We start from the raw sequence: 18,806 nt of genomic DNA, 5'->3' as shown, positions 1-18,806 counted from the left end.
GCATTACAAGGCTTCGAGTACCATGAGTCCATTATTATCTCCCGTTTCGCCTGAGCTAGATGATGCCCATTTCGCTCTGTTAGGTCATTACGCTAAGCACCTAGGACGAGCGCCCAAAGCGATTCGCTTCGCCTCTCAAACCGGTGAGCGTCGTTCGCGCCAAAAGGGACATGGCATGGAAATGCTGGAACTGCGCGCTTATCAAGCCAGTGATGATTTAAGACACATAGATTGGCGAGTCACCGCTCGAACTGGGCAGGCACACACGCGGCTGTACGCGCAAGAAAACGATCATCAGCGACTATTGCTAATGGACTTATCAAATAGCGCGTATTTTGGCACTCGTCATACGTTTATATCGACACGGCTTATTCAGCTCGCAGGTCTTATTGCGTGGCGCGCCAAACAACAAGGCGATACTTTGTCGTATCGATTAACCTTTGGCAAAGAAGACCACGCAAGTAACCGATCGAACACCTTGCCAACCCTGCTGACACAGTTAAAAAATGCGTCTTACATCCACAATCGTAATCACCCAAATAATAACAACAGCGTTTGGTCAAACACCCTACTAACACATAAAACACACAATAAAGACGTGATCATATTGACCGACAAACAATACTGGGACGACAGTGAAGAAAGTGCCTTAATGCAACTCGCACAACACAATAGCGTTCACTGGATTCAAATCATCGACAGCAATGCCTTTAATTTACCCCCTGGCCAATATCAAATGGCCGATGAAACGGGCGTAAAGCAAGTCACCATTAGCAAACAGAGTATGCAACGCGCTAAAGACTCTTTTTTTTCGCAAAACACCCAGATGCGCAAAAAACTGTCTTCACTGGGCATTCGCTATCAAGCGTTTGATCTCACTGAGTCACCCGATAAAATCGCTCGCTACTTACTGTCTCAAGGAGCGCTACACTGATGCCGACTGCAAACACAGCGCAACAAGCGATGGACTTGCCGCACAAAGCGTATATGTTGCCGCAGGCAGTTCCTATGTGGCCTCCAGTGTGGTGGACATGGCTACTGGTCGCGGCCCTTTTTCTCATCATCATTGCTCTGCTTGTTTTATGGTTCCGCCGTCATCAAAAACGCGGCTATCGACGTGAAGCGTTGTCTGTCATTACTCACACATCCAGCTCACTCAGTGACAAAGACTGCATTCTGCTGTGCCATGAAGTGCTGCGACGCTGTTTGATCAGTGAAGGACGACGCGAAACCGCCGCACTTCCCAGCAAAACCCTGTTGGAACAATTAGACCAATCCATGCCTAAAAAGCGCCAGTTTTCATCACTTGGAAGCGATTTTGTTGATGGCCCTTATCGAAGCCACATAGATCTCACCCAAGAGCAACGACTCACCATGATCAAAACCACTTGCTACTGGATAAGGACGCATCATGCTTGAGCTATCTTGGCCTTGGTTTCTTTTACTTTTACCCTTGCCTTTTATTATGTATTTTTTGCCACAGACCAAGCCCAGAGGCGATGGCATCTGGTGGGGAAGCAGTACCGAACTACTGAGTAAACATGACACGACAACAACAGTAAAAAGACCAACACTTCACTATGTCTGTCTTTTACTGTCTTGGGTATTACTGGTTTTGGCCATTTCTCAACCTGTTTGGCTGGGTGAGCCGACCAAAGTAACACCATCGGGACGCGATTTACTGATCGCTCTCGATTTATCTGGCAGCATGCAAGTCAGTGACATGGCGCTCAATGATCAACCCGCCAACCGTTTGGAAGCGGCAAAGTCTGTTCTATCCGATTTTATTCAAGCTCGCCGAGGTGATCGCATTGGCATCATTGTTTTTGGCTCCAAAGCCTATCTTCAAGCTCCGCTCAGCTTTGACACAAAGACCATTAATCAGCTGGTCCAAGAAACCCAAATTGGCTTTGCTGGCGAACAAACCGCCATTGGCGACGCGATTGGATTAGGTATAAAAAGGCTAGAAGACAAACCATCCGACAAAAAGGTGCTTATCCTAATGACAGACGGTGCTAACACTGCTGGCCGAGTTCAACCACAACAAGCAGCTTCATTCGCCGCCTCACAGAATGTAAAAATTCACACCATTGGCATCGGTGCGGACAGCATGGTGGTGCAAAGTTTTTTTGGCCCTAAAGCAATCAATCCATCAAGCGACCTAGACGAGACCTTACTAAAAAACATTGCCGCACAAACGGGGGGTGAGTACTTTCGCGCCAAAAGCACCGAAGATCTACAAAGCATCTATCAAACTCTTGATGCTCTAGAACCCACCCCTACGGAAGACATTTGGCAACGCCCGTTGAACAGCTTATTCCATTGGCTTGGCCTTGGCTCCATGATTTTTTTCGCACTTGCCTTGCTTAGTAGTAAACACATTGCATGGAATAATAGATTCAAAAAAGACGTCACGCGCAAAGGAGACCAAGCATGATGTTGTTCGACTTGATGCATTTTGAACGTCCTTATTGGCTGATCATGTTGCCCATCACCTTAGTATTGGCCTTTTTTTTCAGCCGTAATCGGTCTCGCCAAAGCCCTTTAAAGAACGTGGTTGATCCAGCATTAATGCCTCATTTGGTCTATAAAAATACAACAAGTAACCTGAATAAAAGAGTGGGCATTGCTGCAGCGTGTGTGTTGTGGATTGGCCTAGCTGGTATTAGCTGGACAAAAGCCCCTACCACTATGTTTGAAAACACTCAGAAGACCGTTTTCATCGTGGACCAGTCTTTGTCGATGTACGCCACCGACATCAAACCCAACAGACAAACGCAACTAAAGCAGACTATTCGAGACATTTTGGAACAAAGTAAAGAAGGCGATGTTGCGTTGGTTGCCTTTGCTGGTGAGGGTTTTATTATCAGCCCATTTAGCCAAGATAGGGAAACCATCACCCACTTCCTACTCGCGTTGGACCCTATTATTATGCCGATGTATGGCAGCAATCTCAGCAGCGGTGTTGAAACCGCTCTTTCACTGAGCAAAGACCCTTCCGAGCCAATGCATCTGGTTATTTTTACAGACGACGTCAGCCGACAAGACGCCACCCAACTGCCCTCCCTGCTGAAAGACAGAAACATTCGCTTGGATTTGGTCGCGATCGGTACAGACAATCCTTCGACTATTACACTGCCAGACGGTCAGATTTTGCGAAAGAACGGCCGAAATGTCATGCCGATTACGCCTCTAAAAGAATTACAAAAATTGACTGCGTCACTCGGCGGCCAGTTTCATCAGGGACGCTTAACGCCATTAGAGATCGCGCAAATCACCAACACCCCATTGGACAATGCGCAAACACAAAAGGCGCAAAATAAAAGCATTCATTGGATTGAGCAAGGTCAGTGGTTTGCTTTGCCTTTCTTGCTGTGGCTGGCGTTCCAGTTCCGTAAAGGCATGCTGTTCCTCTTGCTGATGAGCCTGCTATCCTTCCCTTCCGAAAAGACATACGCATCACCTCTAGATTGGTTCCTTACCCAAGACCAAAAAGGCCAAAAAGCGGTAGATCAAGGCGACTGGCAAACTGCGGATCAATACTTCGAGCGGCCTGAATGGAAAGCGGCGTCGTCGTATGCACTAGAGAAGTACCCAGAAACGGCTAACCGACTACAGAACATGAACAGAAATGCCGCGGATAATTACAACCTTGGCAATGCATTAGCCCTAGCTGGTGATACAGAAAAAGCCATAGAAGCTTATGAGACAGCACTCGAACAAGACCCCTCATTAAAAGCGGCCAAAGACAATCTTGATTACTTAAAGAAGCAACAACAGGAACAGCAAAAAAAAGACCAACAACAAAAAGAACAGAAAAAAAACCAACAACAGCAGCAAGATAAGAACCAAGATAAACAGTCAACTCCGTCAGACTCAAAAGATCAAAATGACGAAAAAGACCCCAATGATTCAAAAAATGACAATAAAAAGAACGAAAAACAAGACAAAAACGAAACACCTAAGGATAATAAGCAAGACAAGCACTCAGATGAAAAAAGCAAAAACGAGCCAATACAACCGCCATTAGACAAAGAAAAAACACAAGCACTGAACCAATGGCTACGACAAATTCAGGATGATCCCGGCTTGTTATTACAGCGTAAGCTTTGGTATTTACATCAAGAAAAACGCAACGAAAATCGATTTTCACAAGAGGATGGGCAAAACCCATGGTAAAAAAGCACTACTTCATTTCATTACTACCGCAAGACAAGCTGAGTCGCTTGCTTTCTTGCCTAATGACAGCACTGCTTTTTATCACTTTATCCAGTCATCTTTATGCCGCCAGCGTCACAGCCTCGCTTAACAAAAGTGTCTCGACCGAAAACGAAGTGGTTCAGCTAACATTGCGCGCCGATTTTTCCGATACTGGGAATGGTCCTGACTTAACCCCACTAGAGCGCGATTTTGATATTCTAGGCAAAAGTCAAAACAGCCAATTCAGTTTTAACCTTGGCACCAGTACTGCGCTGAATTTTTGGGTCGTGTCATTAATGCCAAAGTCTGTTGGTACCGTTGAAATTCCCGCCATCAAAATTGGCGATCACGAATCTCAACCTATTCGTTTGGTAGTCAAAAGCTCCCCCCAACTACTGGACAATAATGGCAACCCGCCAGTCATGCTCAAAACAGACGTATCTGAAGTGGAACCATACCTACAGCAGGAAGTCATCTTAAGCGTCAAACTTTACACCTCAGTTGCCCTCCAAAATGCAAATCGCTCTGTACCGTCTCACCCAGACCTTGTCGTTGAAAGGTTGGTAGACGATCAGATGAACTACCAAACCATCAATGGCACCCAATACCAAGTCATCACCCGCGAATACTTGGCCTTTCCACAGCGCAGCGGTGTACTTACGATTCCACCGCAAAGCATACAAGCCATGATCAATACATCGACTGGCCGAAGAATGATTAAAGTACAAAGTGAGCCATTAAACTTACAGGTCATTCCCATTCCTGCGAGCTATACAGGCGACGCCTGGTTGCCTAGTGCAAATGTCTCAGTGTCAACCACACTAAGCAAAACGAGCGAGTCACCACGTGTAGGAGACACGCTTATTTGGACGATCAATATCAAAGCGGAAGGCGCCCTACCAGAGCAAATACCCACACTCGATTTTAACAGCACTCGCCAATACAAACTTTATCCAAAACCTCCAAAATTTGATAATCAAAAAACCGCAAATGGCGTGACTGGCAGTCAAACGATTATCGTAGAAGTGGTACCAACGGCCGAAGGCCCATTAACCTTGCCTGACATCAATGTAGCCTATTGGGATACGGAAGCGAGAGCGATCAGCAACGCCAGCGCAACGACCAAAACCATCAGTATTGCCCCACTACCAACTGGCGCGACACTACCTGACAATACCGCCAGCAATCCACCAACAATAAACGAGCCATTGCCTGCACAAACACGCTCCGTTGCACCAATTTCATTGGCTAAAAAACCCACAGAACCATCAGAATCAACGGACTCAAACCGCATTGTTATAAATGACACAGAGGACAATCTATCATTCAGACACTACCTGATTGCCGGATTGCTCATTGTGGCAACGCTGATGCTGGTGGCATGGGCGGCTCTTTGGTTTAAACGCAAGAAGTCAAAACAAGACCCAGAACTAGACGTTCCGACATTGCAGGACTTTGCCCCTTTGAACACCAGTGATGAGCAAACGGCTTATGCCTCTTTGATTCAATGCTGTCAGCAAGACAACTTATCTGCGTTGCGTTCTCACTTATTGGAATGGGCAAGACATCGCTGGGGAGATGATGAAATTCGTGGCATTGACGACATTAAGCGACTCACCACCGTTCAAATAACTCAGCTTTTAATGGAAGCCGAACTGATGCTGTATTCCAGCAACCCTGCCCACGAATGGCAGGGAGAGCCTCTTGCCGACGCTCTTGAAGAATACACCAGCGGCCAAACCAAACCGTCAAAAGCCAGTCAGCTAAAGACGCTTTACCCTAATTTTTAAGATACCGCTATTTCTAAAAGGACGAACATGATGACTTCATTTCAATCTGGCATTATTGCCGAAGCGTCCAGTGACGCACTTTTCATCACCTTAAACGTGAATAGATCCGATATTAATGCCGTTAAAAACGCACTCGCCGCTATGCCCGCTCTGATTGAAGAGCATCAAGCGCAATTCCCAGACGCCCAACTGCATGCAGCCATCGGACTTAGTCGATTGATATGGGATGATTTAGACAACCAGCGACCAAGACACCTCTCTACATTCCCTCACATTATTGGCAAAGAGGTCGAAATGGTCGCTACGGATGTAGATTTGATCCTTCACATTCGCTCTTCTCGTCATGATGCGACCTACCTATTAGGCAGCGCCTTGTTTGCAACATTTGGCAATGCCGTCACTTTAGTAGATGAAGTCAGCTGCTTTAAATACCTAGACAACCGAGACTTAACAGGATTTGTTGACGGCACAGAAAACCCTGAAGGAGAGCAACGTAAACAAGTAGCTCTTGTTGGCGAAGATGACCCCGAATTTAAAAACGGCTCTTATCTAAATATCATCAGATTTGTTCATGATCTCACTAAGTGGGAAAAAGAAGACATTAAAACCCAAGAAGATATTTATGGACGTACAAAACATACCAACCAAGAATACCCCTCTTCTGAAAAGTCGGTACACGCCCATACCAAACGCACTTCATTAAAAGATGAAAATGGCAACTCGATGGAAATCTTACGCCATAGCATGCCATTTGCGTCATTAACGGAAAAAGGACTGATGTTTGCCAGTTACAGCAAAACACCAACCATTTTTAACCTGATGTTAGAAAGCATGGTAAAAGGCGATAAAGAAGGAAATACAGATCACTTAATGAAATACACTCGAGCCACCACCGGACAGGCATTTTTTGTCCCGTCTAACGAATGGCTAGAATCTCGATCAGGTAAATAACACGTTTCATCTGCTAACCCGCACTAAAATGCCCACAAAAATACCAAAAAAAAGCCACTTCAATTTGAAGTGGCTTTTTAACAAAAATAACACAATGCTATCTTTCTATCTTCGCTTTATTCTTTAACAAGTCTTGCTGGGCTTGCGTACTTAAACTCGCCTGAGTTTGATTCAAATAACGCTCATAAGCGAGCTTCTGATCATCAGGAAGAGAAGCATCACTGCTACCTACCTTATTCAAACGAATCAACGCCAAGTCACCGTTAGATAAACCTTTAATCTCAACAACAGGTTGTCCAGCTTCGGGATGCGGAAGAGAAAAAGCCAGTGATGTTACTTCATCTTGACCACGCTTCGCTTCGCTCACAGACTTCCAAGAAGTTGTCTTGGAAACTTTGGCCTGTTCAGCTTTAGTCTTCAACGACTCAACCGCTTTGTTCTGTACAACAATCGAAGTTACCTGCTCTTTTGTTTCTTCATAAGTCTGAAACGCTTCTGGCTGCAGGTTATTCAAGTGTACGACAACAACTTGGTCGTCATTTAGTTCAATCAAACTGCTGTTTTGACCATCTTCTAATACAGCAGGACCAAAGGCAGCAGCAATAACAGAGGCGTTACTGGTAATATCATCCGTTCCACCCTCTCGACTAAAGTACGCACTTTGAAGCACATCAACATTATACTCTTTCGCGATAGCGTCCAATTTATCACTGGCGTAAGCTAAATCTGTAATGTCTTCATGAGCCGTTAACAATGCATCTCTTGCTTTGTCTTCAATGAGAGCCTGCTCCAATTCTGCTTTCTTAGAGGCAAAGCTTGGCACGTCTGGTTTGGTAATATCATTCAATTCAATCAGGTGATAACCAAACTGGGTCTTAACCGACTTAATTTCTCCTTTTTTCATAGAAAATAGCGCGTCATCAAAGGCCGGATCTATTGTGCCTTTTTCAACATAACCTAAATTACCGCCGTCATTTTTCGAACCAATATCATCGGAAAATTCGGCAGCCAAGTCAGCAAAACTTTCACCACTTTTTAGTTTTGCTTGAACCTCAGCAAGGCGTTTTTCCGCTTCGTCATCGGATCTATCCGAGGTATCGATCAGGATATGCGACGCAGATCTTTCTTCTTGAGTTAAATTCGAAATAGAAGCCTGATAAGCATCTTGTAATTCAGCATCCGACACACTTACTTTACTATAAAAGTCAGAGCTGGAAATCACAACGTAGTTTAATTTAACTTGCTCAGGTGTTTTAAAGCTGTCTTTATTTTCATCGTAATAGGCTTTTAGCTCATCATCAGAAACACTGGTTCCTTCAGACTCGTCGGCCAATGAAAAAGTAACGTAATCATAAGATCTCGTTTGAGACTGCAACTTTGAAACGCCATTTACTTGATAAGGCAGAACGAATTCAGAACCCGCTATAGCATTACGTGATTGCTGAATTAAAACATCTTGTTTGATGCGCTCTTTAAACGCCAACGGAGTAAAACCCAATGAACGGATGAAGTTTAGATATTTGTTTTCATCAAATTGCCCATTGGTTTGGAACTGCTCTGCTTGCAACAAATAAGCATTGACTTGAGCGTCAGACACTCCCAACCCTAATGACTTAGCTTGGTTGGTCAAAACAACTCGCTGCACAAGCTCATCCAATGCACGACGTTGCAATACATTATCTTCTAACAGCGCTGGATTAACCTGCCCACCCATCATAGAAATTAATTGTCTACGTTGAGTTTCTGCGCCTTGGAGCATTTGAGTTCGGGTAATATCAACCCCGTCTACTTCGGCTACCGTATCGGATGAATTAAAACTTTGAACCAAGGCATCGACGCCAAATAGAGCAAAAGTCACAACGATAAAACCAACGATGATCTTTACCACAATGCCTTGTGACTTATCTCTTATATCCTGGAGCATTACTGCCTCCAAATGAATGAATTAAATGACCAATAAAAAAGGTGCATTCCGCATGGAATACACCTTTTGTGTCTAATGGCGGAACAGACGGGACTCGAACCCGCGACCCCCTGCGTGACAGGCAGGTATTCTAACCAACTGAACTACTGCTCCAAAAACATTAGTTTACAGCGTCTTTAAGACCTTTACCGGCCTTAAAGCCAGGAACCTTCGCTGCTTTAATTTGGATTTCCTCACCAGTTTGAGGATTACGGCCTGTACGTGCCGCACGTTCTTTTACTGCAAAAGTACCAAAACCAACTAGTGTAACCTGGTCACCTTTTGCCAAAGCCGCTTCAATTGCTTTTAAAGTAGCGTCAAGAGCATTGCTAGCAGAAGCTTTAGATAAATCAGCAGACGCTGCAATAGCATCAATCAATTCAGATTTGTTCACGTTGTACCCCTTCAGTATTTTCGTGGTTCCTTAAATTTTTTCGGCGCAGTATAAATACCTACCAACAAGGCCGAGCGAGAAGTTATACAAGCCCGACCTACTCCCTGTCAACACAGGATATGACCTTAATGATGACTTACAGTTTCTTGTTCATCAACAGTTTTTTCACTCGAAGGTAAGGTTTCTACCTTTTTTGGTGAAGGAATGTACTCTAAAGCAATATCCAAAACCTCATCAATCCATTTGACAGGGATGACCTCTATGTCTGCCTTGATATTATCAGGAATTTCCTTCAAATCACGAGCATTTTCTTGCGGAATAATAACGGTTTTTATTCCGCCTCTGTGAGCCGCCAGAAGCTTCTCTTTTAGCCCACCTATAGGTAGCACCTCTCCGCGCAACGTAATCTCGCCAGTCATTGCCACAGAGGCCTTAACAGGGATCTTAGCTAGGACAGATACGATTGCTGTACACATTGCCACACCTGCGCTCGGCCCATCTTTCGGTGTTGCACCTTCAGGCACATGCAGATGAAGGTCGGTTTTTTCATGAAAGTCTTCGTCAATCCCAAGACCGACCGCTCGACTTCTCACTACAGTTAGAGCCGCTTGAATGGACTCTTGCATCACATCACCTAGTGACCCAGTCTTAACATGACGACCTTTACCCGGCACACCCGCCGCCTCAATGGTCAATAATTCACCACCAACTGACGTCCAAGCCAAGCCCGTGACCTGCCCAATTTGATTTTTTTCTTCTGCTTTTCCGTAACTGAATTTATGAATACCAGAAAAGTCTTCTAAATTTTCACTCGTTACTTCGACAGCTTTTGTATCTTTTGCCTTAGTTAAAGCCTGCTTTTTCACCACGCGGCGACAAATTTTACTTAACTCACGTTCCAAACCACGCACACCAGCTTCTTTAGTGTAGTAACGAATAACGTCCATTAAGGCATCATCCGTCACCTGAATCTCTTTCTCTTTTAATCCAGCCTGCTTGACTTGTTTAGGCAGTAAATAGCGTTTTGCAATATTAAGCTTCTCATCTTCGGTGTAGCCCGGAATACGAATCACTTCCATACGGTCAAGCAATGGCCCAGGGATATTCATACTGTTCGACGTACAAATAAACATCACATCAGATAGATCAAAATCCACTTCAAGGTAATGATCGTTGAACGTATGGTTTTGCTCTGGATCAAGCACTTCTAACAACGCTGACGCTGGATCTCCACGCTGATCCATGCCCATTTTGTCAATTTCATCCAATAAAAAGAGCGGATTCTTCACTTTAACTTTCGCCAATTTCTGCAACAACTTACCTGGCATAGAACCAATATAAGTACGGCGATGACCTCGAATCTCCGCTTCATCACGAACACCACCTAAAGCCATACGAACGTACTGACGATTGACAGCTTTGGCAATAGACTGCCCCAAGGATGTTTTACCCACTCCCGGAGGACCGACCAAGCAAAGAACAGGCCCTTTCACTTTCTTCACGCGCTGCTGAACAGCCAAAAACTCTAGAATGCGCTCTTTAACATCCTGTAAGCCATAATGGTCTTGGTTAAGAATTTTTTCAGCATAGGCTAAATCATTACGCACTTTACTGCGCTTTTTCCAGGGAAGAGACGTTAACCAATCAATATAACCACGTACAACGGTTGCTTCCGCAGACATCGGCGACATCATACGTAATTTTTTCAATTCAGCTTCTGCTTTTTCTTTCGCCTCATCAGACATGCCTACTTCTGAAATTTTTTCCTGAAGCGCATCCAGCTCATTACCGCTGTCTTCCATGTCACCAAGCTCTTTTTGAATGGCTTTCATTTGCTCATTCAAATAGTACTCACGCTGGCTCTTTTCCATCTGCTTTTTAACGCGGCTGCGAATGCTTTTCTCAAGGTGAGCAATATCTAGCTCTCCATCCATTAAGCCAATTAAATATTCACCACGACCAGTCAAAGAATCAATTTCTAATACCTTTTGCTTATCTTCAAGCTTTAGGCTCATATGACCCGTAATATTGTCTATCAGTTTAGAAAGATCATCGATGGATTTTAGTGATGACACAACCTCGGCAGGAATACGCTTACTACCGGCAACATATTCATCTAACTGCTTCAAAAGGGCATTTCGAATGACATTATGTTCTGCGTCGTCTTCTTCTTGAATATCAAGTTCGGTAATGCGCCCTAGCACAAAACCATCAGACTCTTCCATTGCTTCCAAACGAGCACGCTTACCACCCTCCACTAAGACCTTCACGGTTCCATCAGGTAGGCGCAACAGCTGCATCACCTTAGCAGTAGTACCGATAGAATATAGGTCACCCAGTACTGGGTCGTCTTTTGATGCATCTTGCTGGGCCACAAGAAATACATGCTTATCATTTTCCATTGCAGACTCTAACGCTGAAATGGACTTAGCGCGGCCAACGAATAGTGGCAACACCATATGGGGGTAGACCACCACATCACGAAGTGGCAACATTGGAAGTAGCAAAGAATCTGTCATATTTTTTTCCAATCCGGGCGCATAGAAAAAAGCGCACTTTTATATTTAAACATTGATTAGGAAAGAGATAGGGGCGAAGCCAGAAATTACAAGCGTCACAAGCATTTGAATTTAGTCTACACAGTGTTTTAAAACGAAACACCATAAAAAAAGCCGAAAATCAGCAACAATGCTTCATTTCGGCTTTATAGCTATCACTTTTTGAAAAATTAAGCGTTTTTAGCAAGCTCTTCTTTTTCAAGCACCATCAGAGGTGCAGAGTCACCACGAATAGATGCCGCATCCATCACCACCTTCGCCACATCGTTTCGCGTTGGAAGCTCATACATACAATCAAGTAATGATGACTCTAAAATGCTGCGCAAACCACGTGCACCCGTTTTACGCTCAAGCGCCAATTTGGCTGCTTCACGCAAAGATTCAGGAGTAAACTCTAGTTCAACACCTTCAAGCTCAAACAAGTGCTGATACTGCTTAACCAAAGCATTTTTTGGCTGACTTAAGATAGTCATCAATGCTTCTTCATCCAATTCAGACAACGTTGCCACAACCGGCAATCGACCTACAAACTCTGGAATCAAACCAAATTTAACCAAGTCTTCAGTTTCTACACGGTGAACAGCCTCAGAAAAAGACTTACCCTCTTCTTTGCTTTTTACCGTTGCTGAGAAACCAATACTGCTTTTCTCCGTTCTGTCTGTGATAACACGCTCCAAACCGGCGAAAGCACCACCACAAATAAACAAGATGTTTGACGTATCAACTTGCAAAAATTCTTGCTGAGGATGTTTACGCCCACCCTGAGGTGGAACAGATGCAACAGTACCTTCAATCAATTTTAGCAAAGCCTGCTGAACACCCTCACCAGATACATCACGAGTAATAGATGGGTTATCCGATTTTCTAGAAATTTTATCTATTTCATCAATATAAACGATACCACGCTGCGCTTTTTCTACGTCATAATCACAGTTCTGCAGCAGCTTTTGAATGATGTTTTCAACATCTTCACCAACGTACCCAGCCTCTGTCAACGTGGTCGCATCCGCTATAGTAAAAGGCACATCCAAAACACGCGCTAACGTTTGTGCCAATAATGTTTTACCACTGCCTGTTGGACCAATGAGCAAAATATTACTCTTACCAAGCTCAATACTTGTGTCTGTCTTGCCTTGATGACGTAAACGTTTGTAGTGGTTATATACTGCCACTGCCAAAACACGCTTGGCTTTATCTTGACCAATAACATAGTCATCCAGAGCCGCACTTAACTTAGCCGGTGTTGGCAACTCATCGGTTGCCTCACCATCTTCATTAATTTGAGACAGCTCTTGCGTAATAATGTTATTGCACAGATCAACACATTCGTTGCAAATATAAACCGAAGGACCTGCAATAAGCTTTTTTACTTCGTCCTGACTCTTTCCACAAAAAGAGCAATACAATAACCGATCGGAGTGGTCGCCACGGCTAAAATTATCATCCGACATTTATTCCACCCTTTTTAAACTTTTCGTTTTTGCAATATTTCATCAATCAAGCCGTACTCTTTTGCCGTCTCAGGATTCATGAAATTATCACGATCTGTATCCTGTGCAACCTGCTCAATTGGCTTGCCTGTATGAAAAGAAATAATTTCATTTAGCTTGTGTTTAATGCTTAAAATTTCACGCGTGTGAATCTCAATATCCGAGGCTTGCCCCTGATAACCACCCAATGGCTGGTGAATCATTACTCGTGAATTAGGCAAGCAATAACGCTTACCTGCGGCACCAGCCGTCAACAACAATGCCCCCATACTAGCAGCCTGCCCAATACACATTGTGCTTACATCTGGCTTAATAAATTGCATAGTATCATAAATAGACATCCCTGCGGTGACCGAGCCACCAGGAGAATTAATATACAAATGAATGTCTTTATCAGGGTTTTCAGACTCTAAAAATAGCAATTGAGCCACAACCAAGTTAGCCATGTGATCTTCAACCTGACCAACTAAAAAAATCACTCGCTCCTTAAGCAAGCGCGAGTAAATATCAAATGATCTTTCACCACGAGCAGTTTGCTCAATGACCATCGGAACAAGACCATTGCTTGTGATTGCTACAGGGCCAGTAGTTGGATTCATCAAATTCATATCGCATTCCTTAAAACAAAAAGGTCGACATAGCAAATGCTATGTCGACCTTATTAAAAAAGATAAGACTTGTCTTATGCTTCTTCCCCAGCCTCTTCAGCTTGGGCATTTGGCTTAATAGCGTCTTCATATCCCAAAGTTACTTCAGTAACTTGAGCAGATTCTAACAGTTTATCAACAACTTGCTCTTCAAGTACAGCAGATTGAACTTGCGCTAATTGTTCTTTGTTCTTTAAGTAAAAATCAATAACCTGTTGTGGCTCTTGGTAGGCTTGAGCCATGTCTTCTAAGAAAGCACGAACGCGGTCATCATCAACTTTCAAATCATCTTTCTTAATAACTTCAGAGATTAACAAACCAAGCTTAGCGCGTTTTTTCGCTTCGTCTTGGAATAACTCTGCAGGCAATTGAGAAGCATCAAAACCTTGACCACCAAACTGCTGAGCTGCTTGCTTACGAAGTGCATCAACTTCTTGATCAACAAGAGCAGAAGGCACTTCTACTTCGTTGATTGAAGACAGTCCTTCAAACAATGCATTCTTAAGCTTAGCTTTTACCGCTTGATTTAACTCACGTTCCATGTTCTTACGCACTTCAGCACGCAAACCTTCAATGGTCGCATTTTCTAAACCGAATTTTTCAACAAAAGCATCGTTCAATTCAGGCAAAATTTGCTCTGCAACGTCAGAAACTGTGATTTTGAAAGTAGCTTCTTTGCCTTTCAAGTTTTCAGCTTGGTAATCTTCTGGGAACGTTACAGTGATAGTGCGTTCTTCGCCAGCGCTAGCGCCTACGATGCCAGATTCAAAACCAGGAATCATTGTGTTAGAACCCAGCACTAACTTATGACCTTCAGCAGCACCGCCTTCGAAGGCTTCGTCACCTAAGTAACCAACAAAATCGATTGTTACTTGGTCGCCATCCGCAGATGCACGCTCAACAGCAGTCCATTCAGCGTTCTGTTTACGCAACGTTTCCAACATTGTGTCAACATCAGCATCTGTTACTTCAGACACTACACGCTCAACTTTAATAGCTGAGTTATCAGCCAAAGTTACTTCTGGGTAAACTTCTACTTTTACTACAAACTCAAGGTCAGCACCTTCAGTAAAGTTCTTAGGTTCAATAGATGGCATTCCAGCAGGTTGAATCGCTTCTTTTTGAATCGCTTCAACGTAAGCATCACGCATAATCTGTTCAACAGCGTCAATACGAATACCTTGACCGTAACGTTTTTTAACAACACTTACAGGCACTTTTCCTTTACGGAAACCATCGATGCGAATTGTTTTCGCTGTTTTCGCCACTTCAGAATTTACTTTTTCGTCAACACGAGCAGCTGGAACACTAATAGTAAGAACGCGCTCGATTGGAGACGTTGTCTCTACAGAAACTTGCATAAAACTTCCTCTCGGGAACTTGCTTTAATTTGCTGGCAATTACGTCATTAACAATGACGCGCATTTAATTTAAACCAACAAAACCTAAATAATATTTAATTAAAGTAATGTACTGAAATGGTGCTCCGTACTGGATTCGAACCAGTGACCTACCGCTTAGAAGGCGGTTGCTCTATCCAACTGAGCTAACGGAACTAAGCTCATTACATTTCATGTGGTGGGCTATTATAGGGATGGAATAGCAATCGTCAACCAATAGACATAAAAAAGCCCAGCAAAACTGGGCTAAAATGATTATTTGCAACCAAGGAACCTAGAATAGCTTTGATCTACTACTCCGAAGTACAAATATCACAAAAGGAACGAGATAAATAATACAATTAGATCCACATAAAAACAAGCTCAATGCGCCAAAACAAACCACGTTGCACTGTGTTTGTGCAATGTGCACAAACAAGAAGTCTCATATTTTTTTTAAAGCTGTGATATCGTAAGCAGACTCAAATCAGCCAGAGCAATAGACGAGATGTCGCAACGAATAAATCAGTTTTACCTCATATTTAAACGTTATAGTCACCTCACAATCAGCCGTTTCAAAAACAGCAATCTGTCTCAAAAAGCCGCACAACTCACGTTATCTAGTCTCCTTGCTGCTGTCCCAATTTTAACCATCATTGCTGGCATTCTGAGCTTCACCCCTGCGCTTGAAGCAATGCAATCTCAACTATTCGGACTTATCGAGCAACACTTAGCGCCCGGCTCTAGTGAGGTCATGCTCCCTTATCTCATTAAATTTGCAGCGCAGACCAAAAACCTCCCCATAGCAGGTTTAATTGCCTTATTTCTAACTGCATTACTACTGTTAAACAGTTTTGAAAGCAGCGTTCAATCCATTTGGGAGATTAAGAAGCCACGCAAGCTAAGAGAACGCCTTCTCACCTATTGGGCCATATTGACACTAGGACCCATTATTTTTGCAGCATCATTAAGCTTATACGGCACACTAATTTCCATGCAAATACACGACAGTCCAGTCAATGCATGGATAAACCACTTGCTAGAGCTTGCGACAATCGTGTTGTATTTTTTTATGCTATTAACGCTCAACTTCTTAACGCCAAACGCTGACGTATCGATAAAATGGGCGGCTATTTCCGCACTGGTTGGTAGCATTGGTCTATATTTGCTTAATACTATTTTTGGCTCGTTCGCGCAGTTCTTTACAAGCTACCAGGTTGTTTATGGTGCATTTGCTGCCATTCCTATTTTTCTGGTGTGGTTACAAAGCTCATGGCTGATCGTATTAACTTCCATTTGCTTGTGCGCCACCCTGCACAACATTAAAAGCACCTCTCAACAGAAAAACTTAGCATCTGGTCAGGATTAATGTAAAATCCCGAAAATTTTTAAGATAGGGCTCACCATGACAAATACAATCAACGAACTAAACAAAATTTTAGAAGAGGCGGATTGCTTAGTCGACGAAGCACAACTTAATGACGCTCTAGACAAAATGGCCGCACAAATAACAACCGATTTATCAGATAAGCTCCCTCTTGTTCTGTGCGTCATGAACGGTGGATTGATACCAACCGCTGCCCTAATAGAACGACTAAACTTCCCACTTGAAGTCGATTACATTCATGCCACTCGCTATGGAATGGAAACAGAAGGCGCAACACTTAACTGGTTAAGCTACCCGCAAACCAACCTAAAAAACAGACACGTACTTGTAGTCGATGATATTTTTGACCAAGGGCACACACTTCAAGCAATTACTAAATGGCTGGAAGCTCAAGAAACAACCGCTGTATACACAGCAACGGTCATAAACAAGCTACACGACAGAAAAACAGACATGACACCCGATTATGTAGGTGAAGATGTAGCCGACAGATTTTTATTCGGTTACGGCATGGACTACAAAGGCTTCTTTAGAAATCTAAAAGGAATTTACGCAATTAAAGGCAGCTAAACACCGAGCACTTACAAAAAAGCCCCATTACAAAATGGGGCTTTTTTTATGCGCTATTCAAAAGGACTAAAATACCCGATTGAAACCGTTCAAGGCAGCAACACGATAAGCTTCCGCCATCGTCGGATAGTTAAATGTCGTATTCAGGAAATACTTTAACGTGTTCTGCTCACCAGGTTGCTTCATGATCGCCTGCCCGATATGGACAATCTCAGAGGCTTGGTCACCAAAACAGTGAATACCCAACAGCTCCAAAGATTCACGATGGAACAAAATTTTCAACATTCCAACCGCTTCACCTGTAATTTGAGCTCGAGCTGTATTCTTAAAGAATGCACGCCCAACTTCGTAAGGCACTTTCTCAGCCGTCAATTCCGCTTCTGTTTTACCTACTGAGCTAATTTCAGGAATCGTGTAAATCCCTGTTGGCACTTCGCTGATGAATTCGCCGCCAACAGCACCAAACATATTCGCTGCCGCTGCACGCCCCTGATCGTAGGCTGCACTTGCCAAACTTGGCCAACCAATGACATCTCCTGCTGCGTAGACATTTTCAACTTGCGTTTGGTAAGTATCGTTTACCGCCAGCTGGCCGCGTCCGTTCGCTTCAAGATTGATGGACTCCAATCCCAAATTATCAGTATTACCGGAACGCCCATTACAGAATAGCAATGCATCCGCGCGTAACTTCTTACCTGACGCCATGTGCATAACAACACCACGCTCGGTCGTTTCGACAGATTCATATGTCTCATTATGGCGAATCAAAACACCGCCATCGCGTAGGTGATAACTTAAAGCATCGGTGATTTCATCATCCAAGAAGCTCAATAGTTTTTTAGCGGGGTTGATTAGCTCAACACGCACACCCAAACCACAAAAGATAGATGCGTATTCACAACCGATAACACCAGCACCATAAATAATCAAAGAGCGAGGCGTATGACTCAAACTCAGAATTGTATCTGAACAATAAATTCGTGGATGAGAAAAATCGATATTTGCAGGTCTATATGGGCGTGAGCCCGTCGCGATTACCACTTTTTTGGCAACCAACAACTCTGGACCCTTTTCATAAGTATTCACTTCGATTGTGTTCGCATCTTTGAACTTGCCGCGACCAAAATAAATGTCAATACGGTTGCGTGCGTAATACTCAGTACGACCCATTACTTGCTTATCAATAACACGATTAGCACGATCCAACACTTTAGGAAATGAAAACCAGCGTGGCTCACCGATATCACGAAACATTGGGTTTGTATTAAAGGCAATAATCTCTTTAACAGCGTGACGCAACGCTTTTGATGGAATGGTTCCTAAATGCGTACAACTTCCGCCCACTTGCGAACTCGCTTCAATAACAGCCACTCGTTTACCTGCTTTTGCTGCACTCATTGCAGCACCTTCTCCAGCAGGTCCTGTGCCTAACACCACAACATCATAATGTCTCGTCGTCATAATACCCTCTTCTTTG

15 protein-coding genes and 2 tRNA genes are annotated in these 18,806 nt (G+C 43.6%); 8 read left to right on the top strand and 9 right to left on the bottom strand.

Going from position 1 to position 18,806, the window contains the following annotated elements; translation table 11 throughout:
• Positions 1 to 22: 22 nt before the first annotated feature.
• From AABA11_RS06185 to AABA11_RS06160, 6 genes are read left to right on the top strand one after another with little or no spacing between them, the layout of a single operon-like run.
• Entirely contained in the window at positions 23 to 934 is a 912-nt protein-coding gene (locus tag AABA11_RS06185; protein WP_265729216.1) for a DUF58 domain-containing protein, read from the top strand.
• The gene (locus AABA11_RS06180) at positions 934 to 1,419 is read left to right on the top strand and encodes a DUF4381 domain-containing protein (RefSeq protein ID WP_265729215.1); all 486 of its coding nucleotides are present in this window, start codon (positions 934 to 936) and stop codon (positions 1,417 to 1,419) included. The genes AABA11_RS06185 and AABA11_RS06180 overlap by 1 nt, the downstream gene beginning before the upstream one ends.
• Positions 1,412 to 2,437, top strand: a complete 1,026-nt coding sequence (locus AABA11_RS06175) for a VWA domain-containing protein (RefSeq protein ID WP_338266303.1) — start codon at positions 1,412 to 1,414, stop codon at positions 2,435 to 2,437. The genes AABA11_RS06180 and AABA11_RS06175 overlap by 8 nt, the downstream gene beginning before the upstream one ends.
• Positions 2,434 to 4,179 carry a VWA domain-containing protein gene (locus AABA11_RS06170; protein WP_338266301.1) on the top strand — a complete coding sequence of 582 codons (1,746 nt, stop codon included), beginning with the start codon at positions 2,434 to 2,436 and terminating at the stop codon, positions 4,177 to 4,179. Before AABA11_RS06175 ends, AABA11_RS06170 begins: the two co-directional genes overlap by 4 nt.
• On the top strand, positions 4,173 to 5,990 hold the full coding sequence (locus AABA11_RS06165) for a BatD family protein (protein WP_338266299.1): 1,818 nt from the start codon (positions 4,173 to 4,175) through the stop codon (positions 5,988 to 5,990). Before AABA11_RS06170 ends, AABA11_RS06165 begins: the two co-directional genes overlap by 7 nt.
• A 27-nt stretch (positions 5,991 to 6,017) precedes the next feature.
• Positions 6,018 to 6,941: a Dyp-type peroxidase gene (locus tag AABA11_RS06160; RefSeq protein WP_338266297.1), complete on the top strand. Its 924-nt coding sequence runs from the start codon at positions 6,018 to 6,020 to the stop codon at positions 6,939 to 6,941.
• 97 nt (positions 6,942 to 7,038) lie between these two features.
• On the opposite strand, the gene AABA11_RS06155 is transcribed toward AABA11_RS06160, so the two are convergent.
• The 8 genes from AABA11_RS06155 to AABA11_RS06120 form a co-directional block, all read right to left on the bottom strand.
• Positions 7,039 to 8,865: a SurA N-terminal domain-containing protein gene (locus AABA11_RS06155; RefSeq protein WP_265729210.1), complete on the bottom strand. Its 1,827-nt coding sequence runs from the start codon at positions 8,863 to 8,865 to the stop codon at positions 7,039 to 7,041.
• Between the two features lie 76 nt (positions 8,866 to 8,941).
• Positions 8,942 to 9,018: transfer RNA gene (locus tag AABA11_RS06150), tRNA-Asp, on the bottom strand.
• A 7-nt stretch (positions 9,019 to 9,025) separates the two neighbouring features.
• On the bottom strand, positions 9,026 to 9,298 hold the full coding sequence (locus tag AABA11_RS06145) for an HU family DNA-binding protein (RefSeq protein WP_012069435.1): 273 nt from the start codon (positions 9,296 to 9,298) through the stop codon (positions 9,026 to 9,028).
• A gap of 125 nt (positions 9,299 to 9,423) precedes the next feature.
• Positions 9,424 to 11,817 (bottom strand): endopeptidase La, encoded by a 2,394-nt coding sequence (gene lon / locus AABA11_RS06140; RefSeq protein ID WP_265729209.1) that lies wholly within the window; start codon positions 11,815 to 11,817, stop codon positions 9,424 to 9,426.
• A gap of 209 nt (positions 11,818 to 12,026) precedes the next feature.
• A complete protein-coding gene (gene clpX, locus AABA11_RS06135) occupies positions 12,027 to 13,307 on the bottom strand; it encodes an ATP-dependent protease ATP-binding subunit ClpX (RefSeq protein WP_338266289.1) in 1,281 nt (426 codons plus the stop codon).
• 14 nt (positions 13,308 to 13,321) lie between these two features.
• Positions 13,322 to 13,954: an ATP-dependent Clp endopeptidase proteolytic subunit ClpP gene (gene clpP, locus AABA11_RS06130; protein ID WP_265729207.1), complete on the bottom strand. Its 633-nt coding sequence runs from the start codon at positions 13,952 to 13,954 to the stop codon at positions 13,322 to 13,324.
• Positions 13,955 to 14,028: 74 nt separating this feature from the next.
• Positions 14,029 to 15,354: a trigger factor gene (gene tig, locus AABA11_RS06125; protein WP_265729206.1), complete on the bottom strand. Its 1,326-nt coding sequence runs from the start codon at positions 15,352 to 15,354 to the stop codon at positions 14,029 to 14,031.
• Between the two features lie 118 nt (positions 15,355 to 15,472).
• Positions 15,473 to 15,549, bottom strand: a tRNA-Arg gene (locus AABA11_RS06120).
• A gap of 331 nt (positions 15,550 to 15,880) precedes the next feature.
• Here AABA11_RS06120 and AABA11_RS06115 point away from each other — a divergent pair.
• Together AABA11_RS06115 and AABA11_RS06110 are read left to right on the top strand one after the other, a co-directional pair.
• Positions 15,881 to 16,741, top strand: coding sequence for a YihY family inner membrane protein (locus tag AABA11_RS06115; protein ID WP_265729205.1), 861 nt, complete (start codon positions 15,881 to 15,883; stop codon positions 16,739 to 16,741).
• A 36-nt stretch (positions 16,742 to 16,777) separates the two neighbouring features.
• Positions 16,778 to 17,329: a hypoxanthine-guanine phosphoribosyltransferase gene (locus AABA11_RS06110; protein ID WP_265729204.1), complete on the top strand. Its 552-nt coding sequence runs from the start codon at positions 16,778 to 16,780 to the stop codon at positions 17,327 to 17,329.
• Between the two features lie 66 nt (positions 17,330 to 17,395).
• Here the strand turns inward: AABA11_RS06110 and sthA are convergent, their stop codons facing one another.
• Positions 17,396 to 18,790, bottom strand: a complete 1,395-nt coding sequence (sthA, locus tag AABA11_RS06105; protein WP_265729203.1) for a Si-specific NAD(P)(+) transhydrogenase — start codon at positions 18,788 to 18,790, stop codon at positions 17,396 to 17,398.
• Positions 18,791 to 18,806 lie beyond the last annotated feature (16 nt).

This window comes from Marinomonas pontica (assembly GCF_036322735.1).
In the GTDB taxonomy this organism is placed as follows: Bacteria; Pseudomonadota; Gammaproteobacteria; order Pseudomonadales; family Marinomonadaceae; genus Marinomonas; species Marinomonas pontica.
Note: the sequence above shows the minus strand (reverse complement) of the source record. Positions and strands in the feature narration are given on the sequence as shown.

Bases quoted from the DNA above. Each gene is read 5' to 3' on its own strand.
- AABA11_RS06185 (WP_265729216.1), top strand. From the start codon at position 23: ATGAGTCCATTATTATCTCCCGTTTCGCCTGAGCTAGATGATGCCCAT.
- AABA11_RS06180 (WP_265729215.1), top strand. From the start codon at position 934: ATGCCGACTGCAAACACAGCGCAACAAGCGATGGACTTGCCGCACAAA.
- AABA11_RS06175 (WP_338266303.1), top strand. From the start codon at position 1,412: ATGCTTGAGCTATCTTGGCCTTGGTTTCTTTTACTTTTACCCTTGCCT.
- AABA11_RS06170 (WP_338266301.1), top strand. From the start codon at position 2,434: ATGATGTTGTTCGACTTGATGCATTTTGAACGTCCTTATTGGCTGATC.
- AABA11_RS06165 (WP_338266299.1), top strand. From the start codon at position 4,173: ATGGTAAAAAAGCACTACTTCATTTCATTACTACCGCAAGACAAGCTG.
- AABA11_RS06160 (WP_338266297.1), top strand. From the start codon at position 6,018: ATGATGACTTCATTTCAATCTGGCATTATTGCCGAAGCGTCCAGTGAC.
- AABA11_RS06155 (WP_265729210.1), bottom strand. From the start codon at position 8,865: ATGCTCCAGGATATAAGAGATAAGTCACAAGGCATTGTGGTAAAGATC.
- lon (WP_265729209.1), bottom strand. From the start codon at position 11,817: ATGACAGATTCTTTGCTACTTCCAATGTTGCCACTTCGTGATGTGGTG.
- clpX (WP_338266289.1), bottom strand. From the start codon at position 13,307: ATGTCGGATGATAATTTTAGCCGTGGCGACCACTCCGATCGGTTATTG.
- clpP (WP_265729207.1), bottom strand. From the start codon at position 13,954: ATGAATTTGATGAATCCAACTACTGGCCCTGTAGCAATCACAAGCAAT.
- tig (WP_265729206.1), bottom strand. From the start codon at position 15,354: ATGCAAGTTTCTGTAGAGACAACGTCTCCAATCGAGCGCGTTCTTACT.
- AABA11_RS06115 (WP_265729205.1), top strand. From the start codon at position 15,881: ATGTCGCAACGAATAAATCAGTTTTACCTCATATTTAAACGTTATAGT.
- AABA11_RS06110 (WP_265729204.1), top strand. From the start codon at position 16,778: ATGACAAATACAATCAACGAACTAAACAAAATTTTAGAAGAGGCGGAT.
- sthA (WP_265729203.1), bottom strand. From the start codon at position 18,790: ATGACGACGAGACATTATGATGTTGTGGTGTTAGGCACAGGACCTGCT.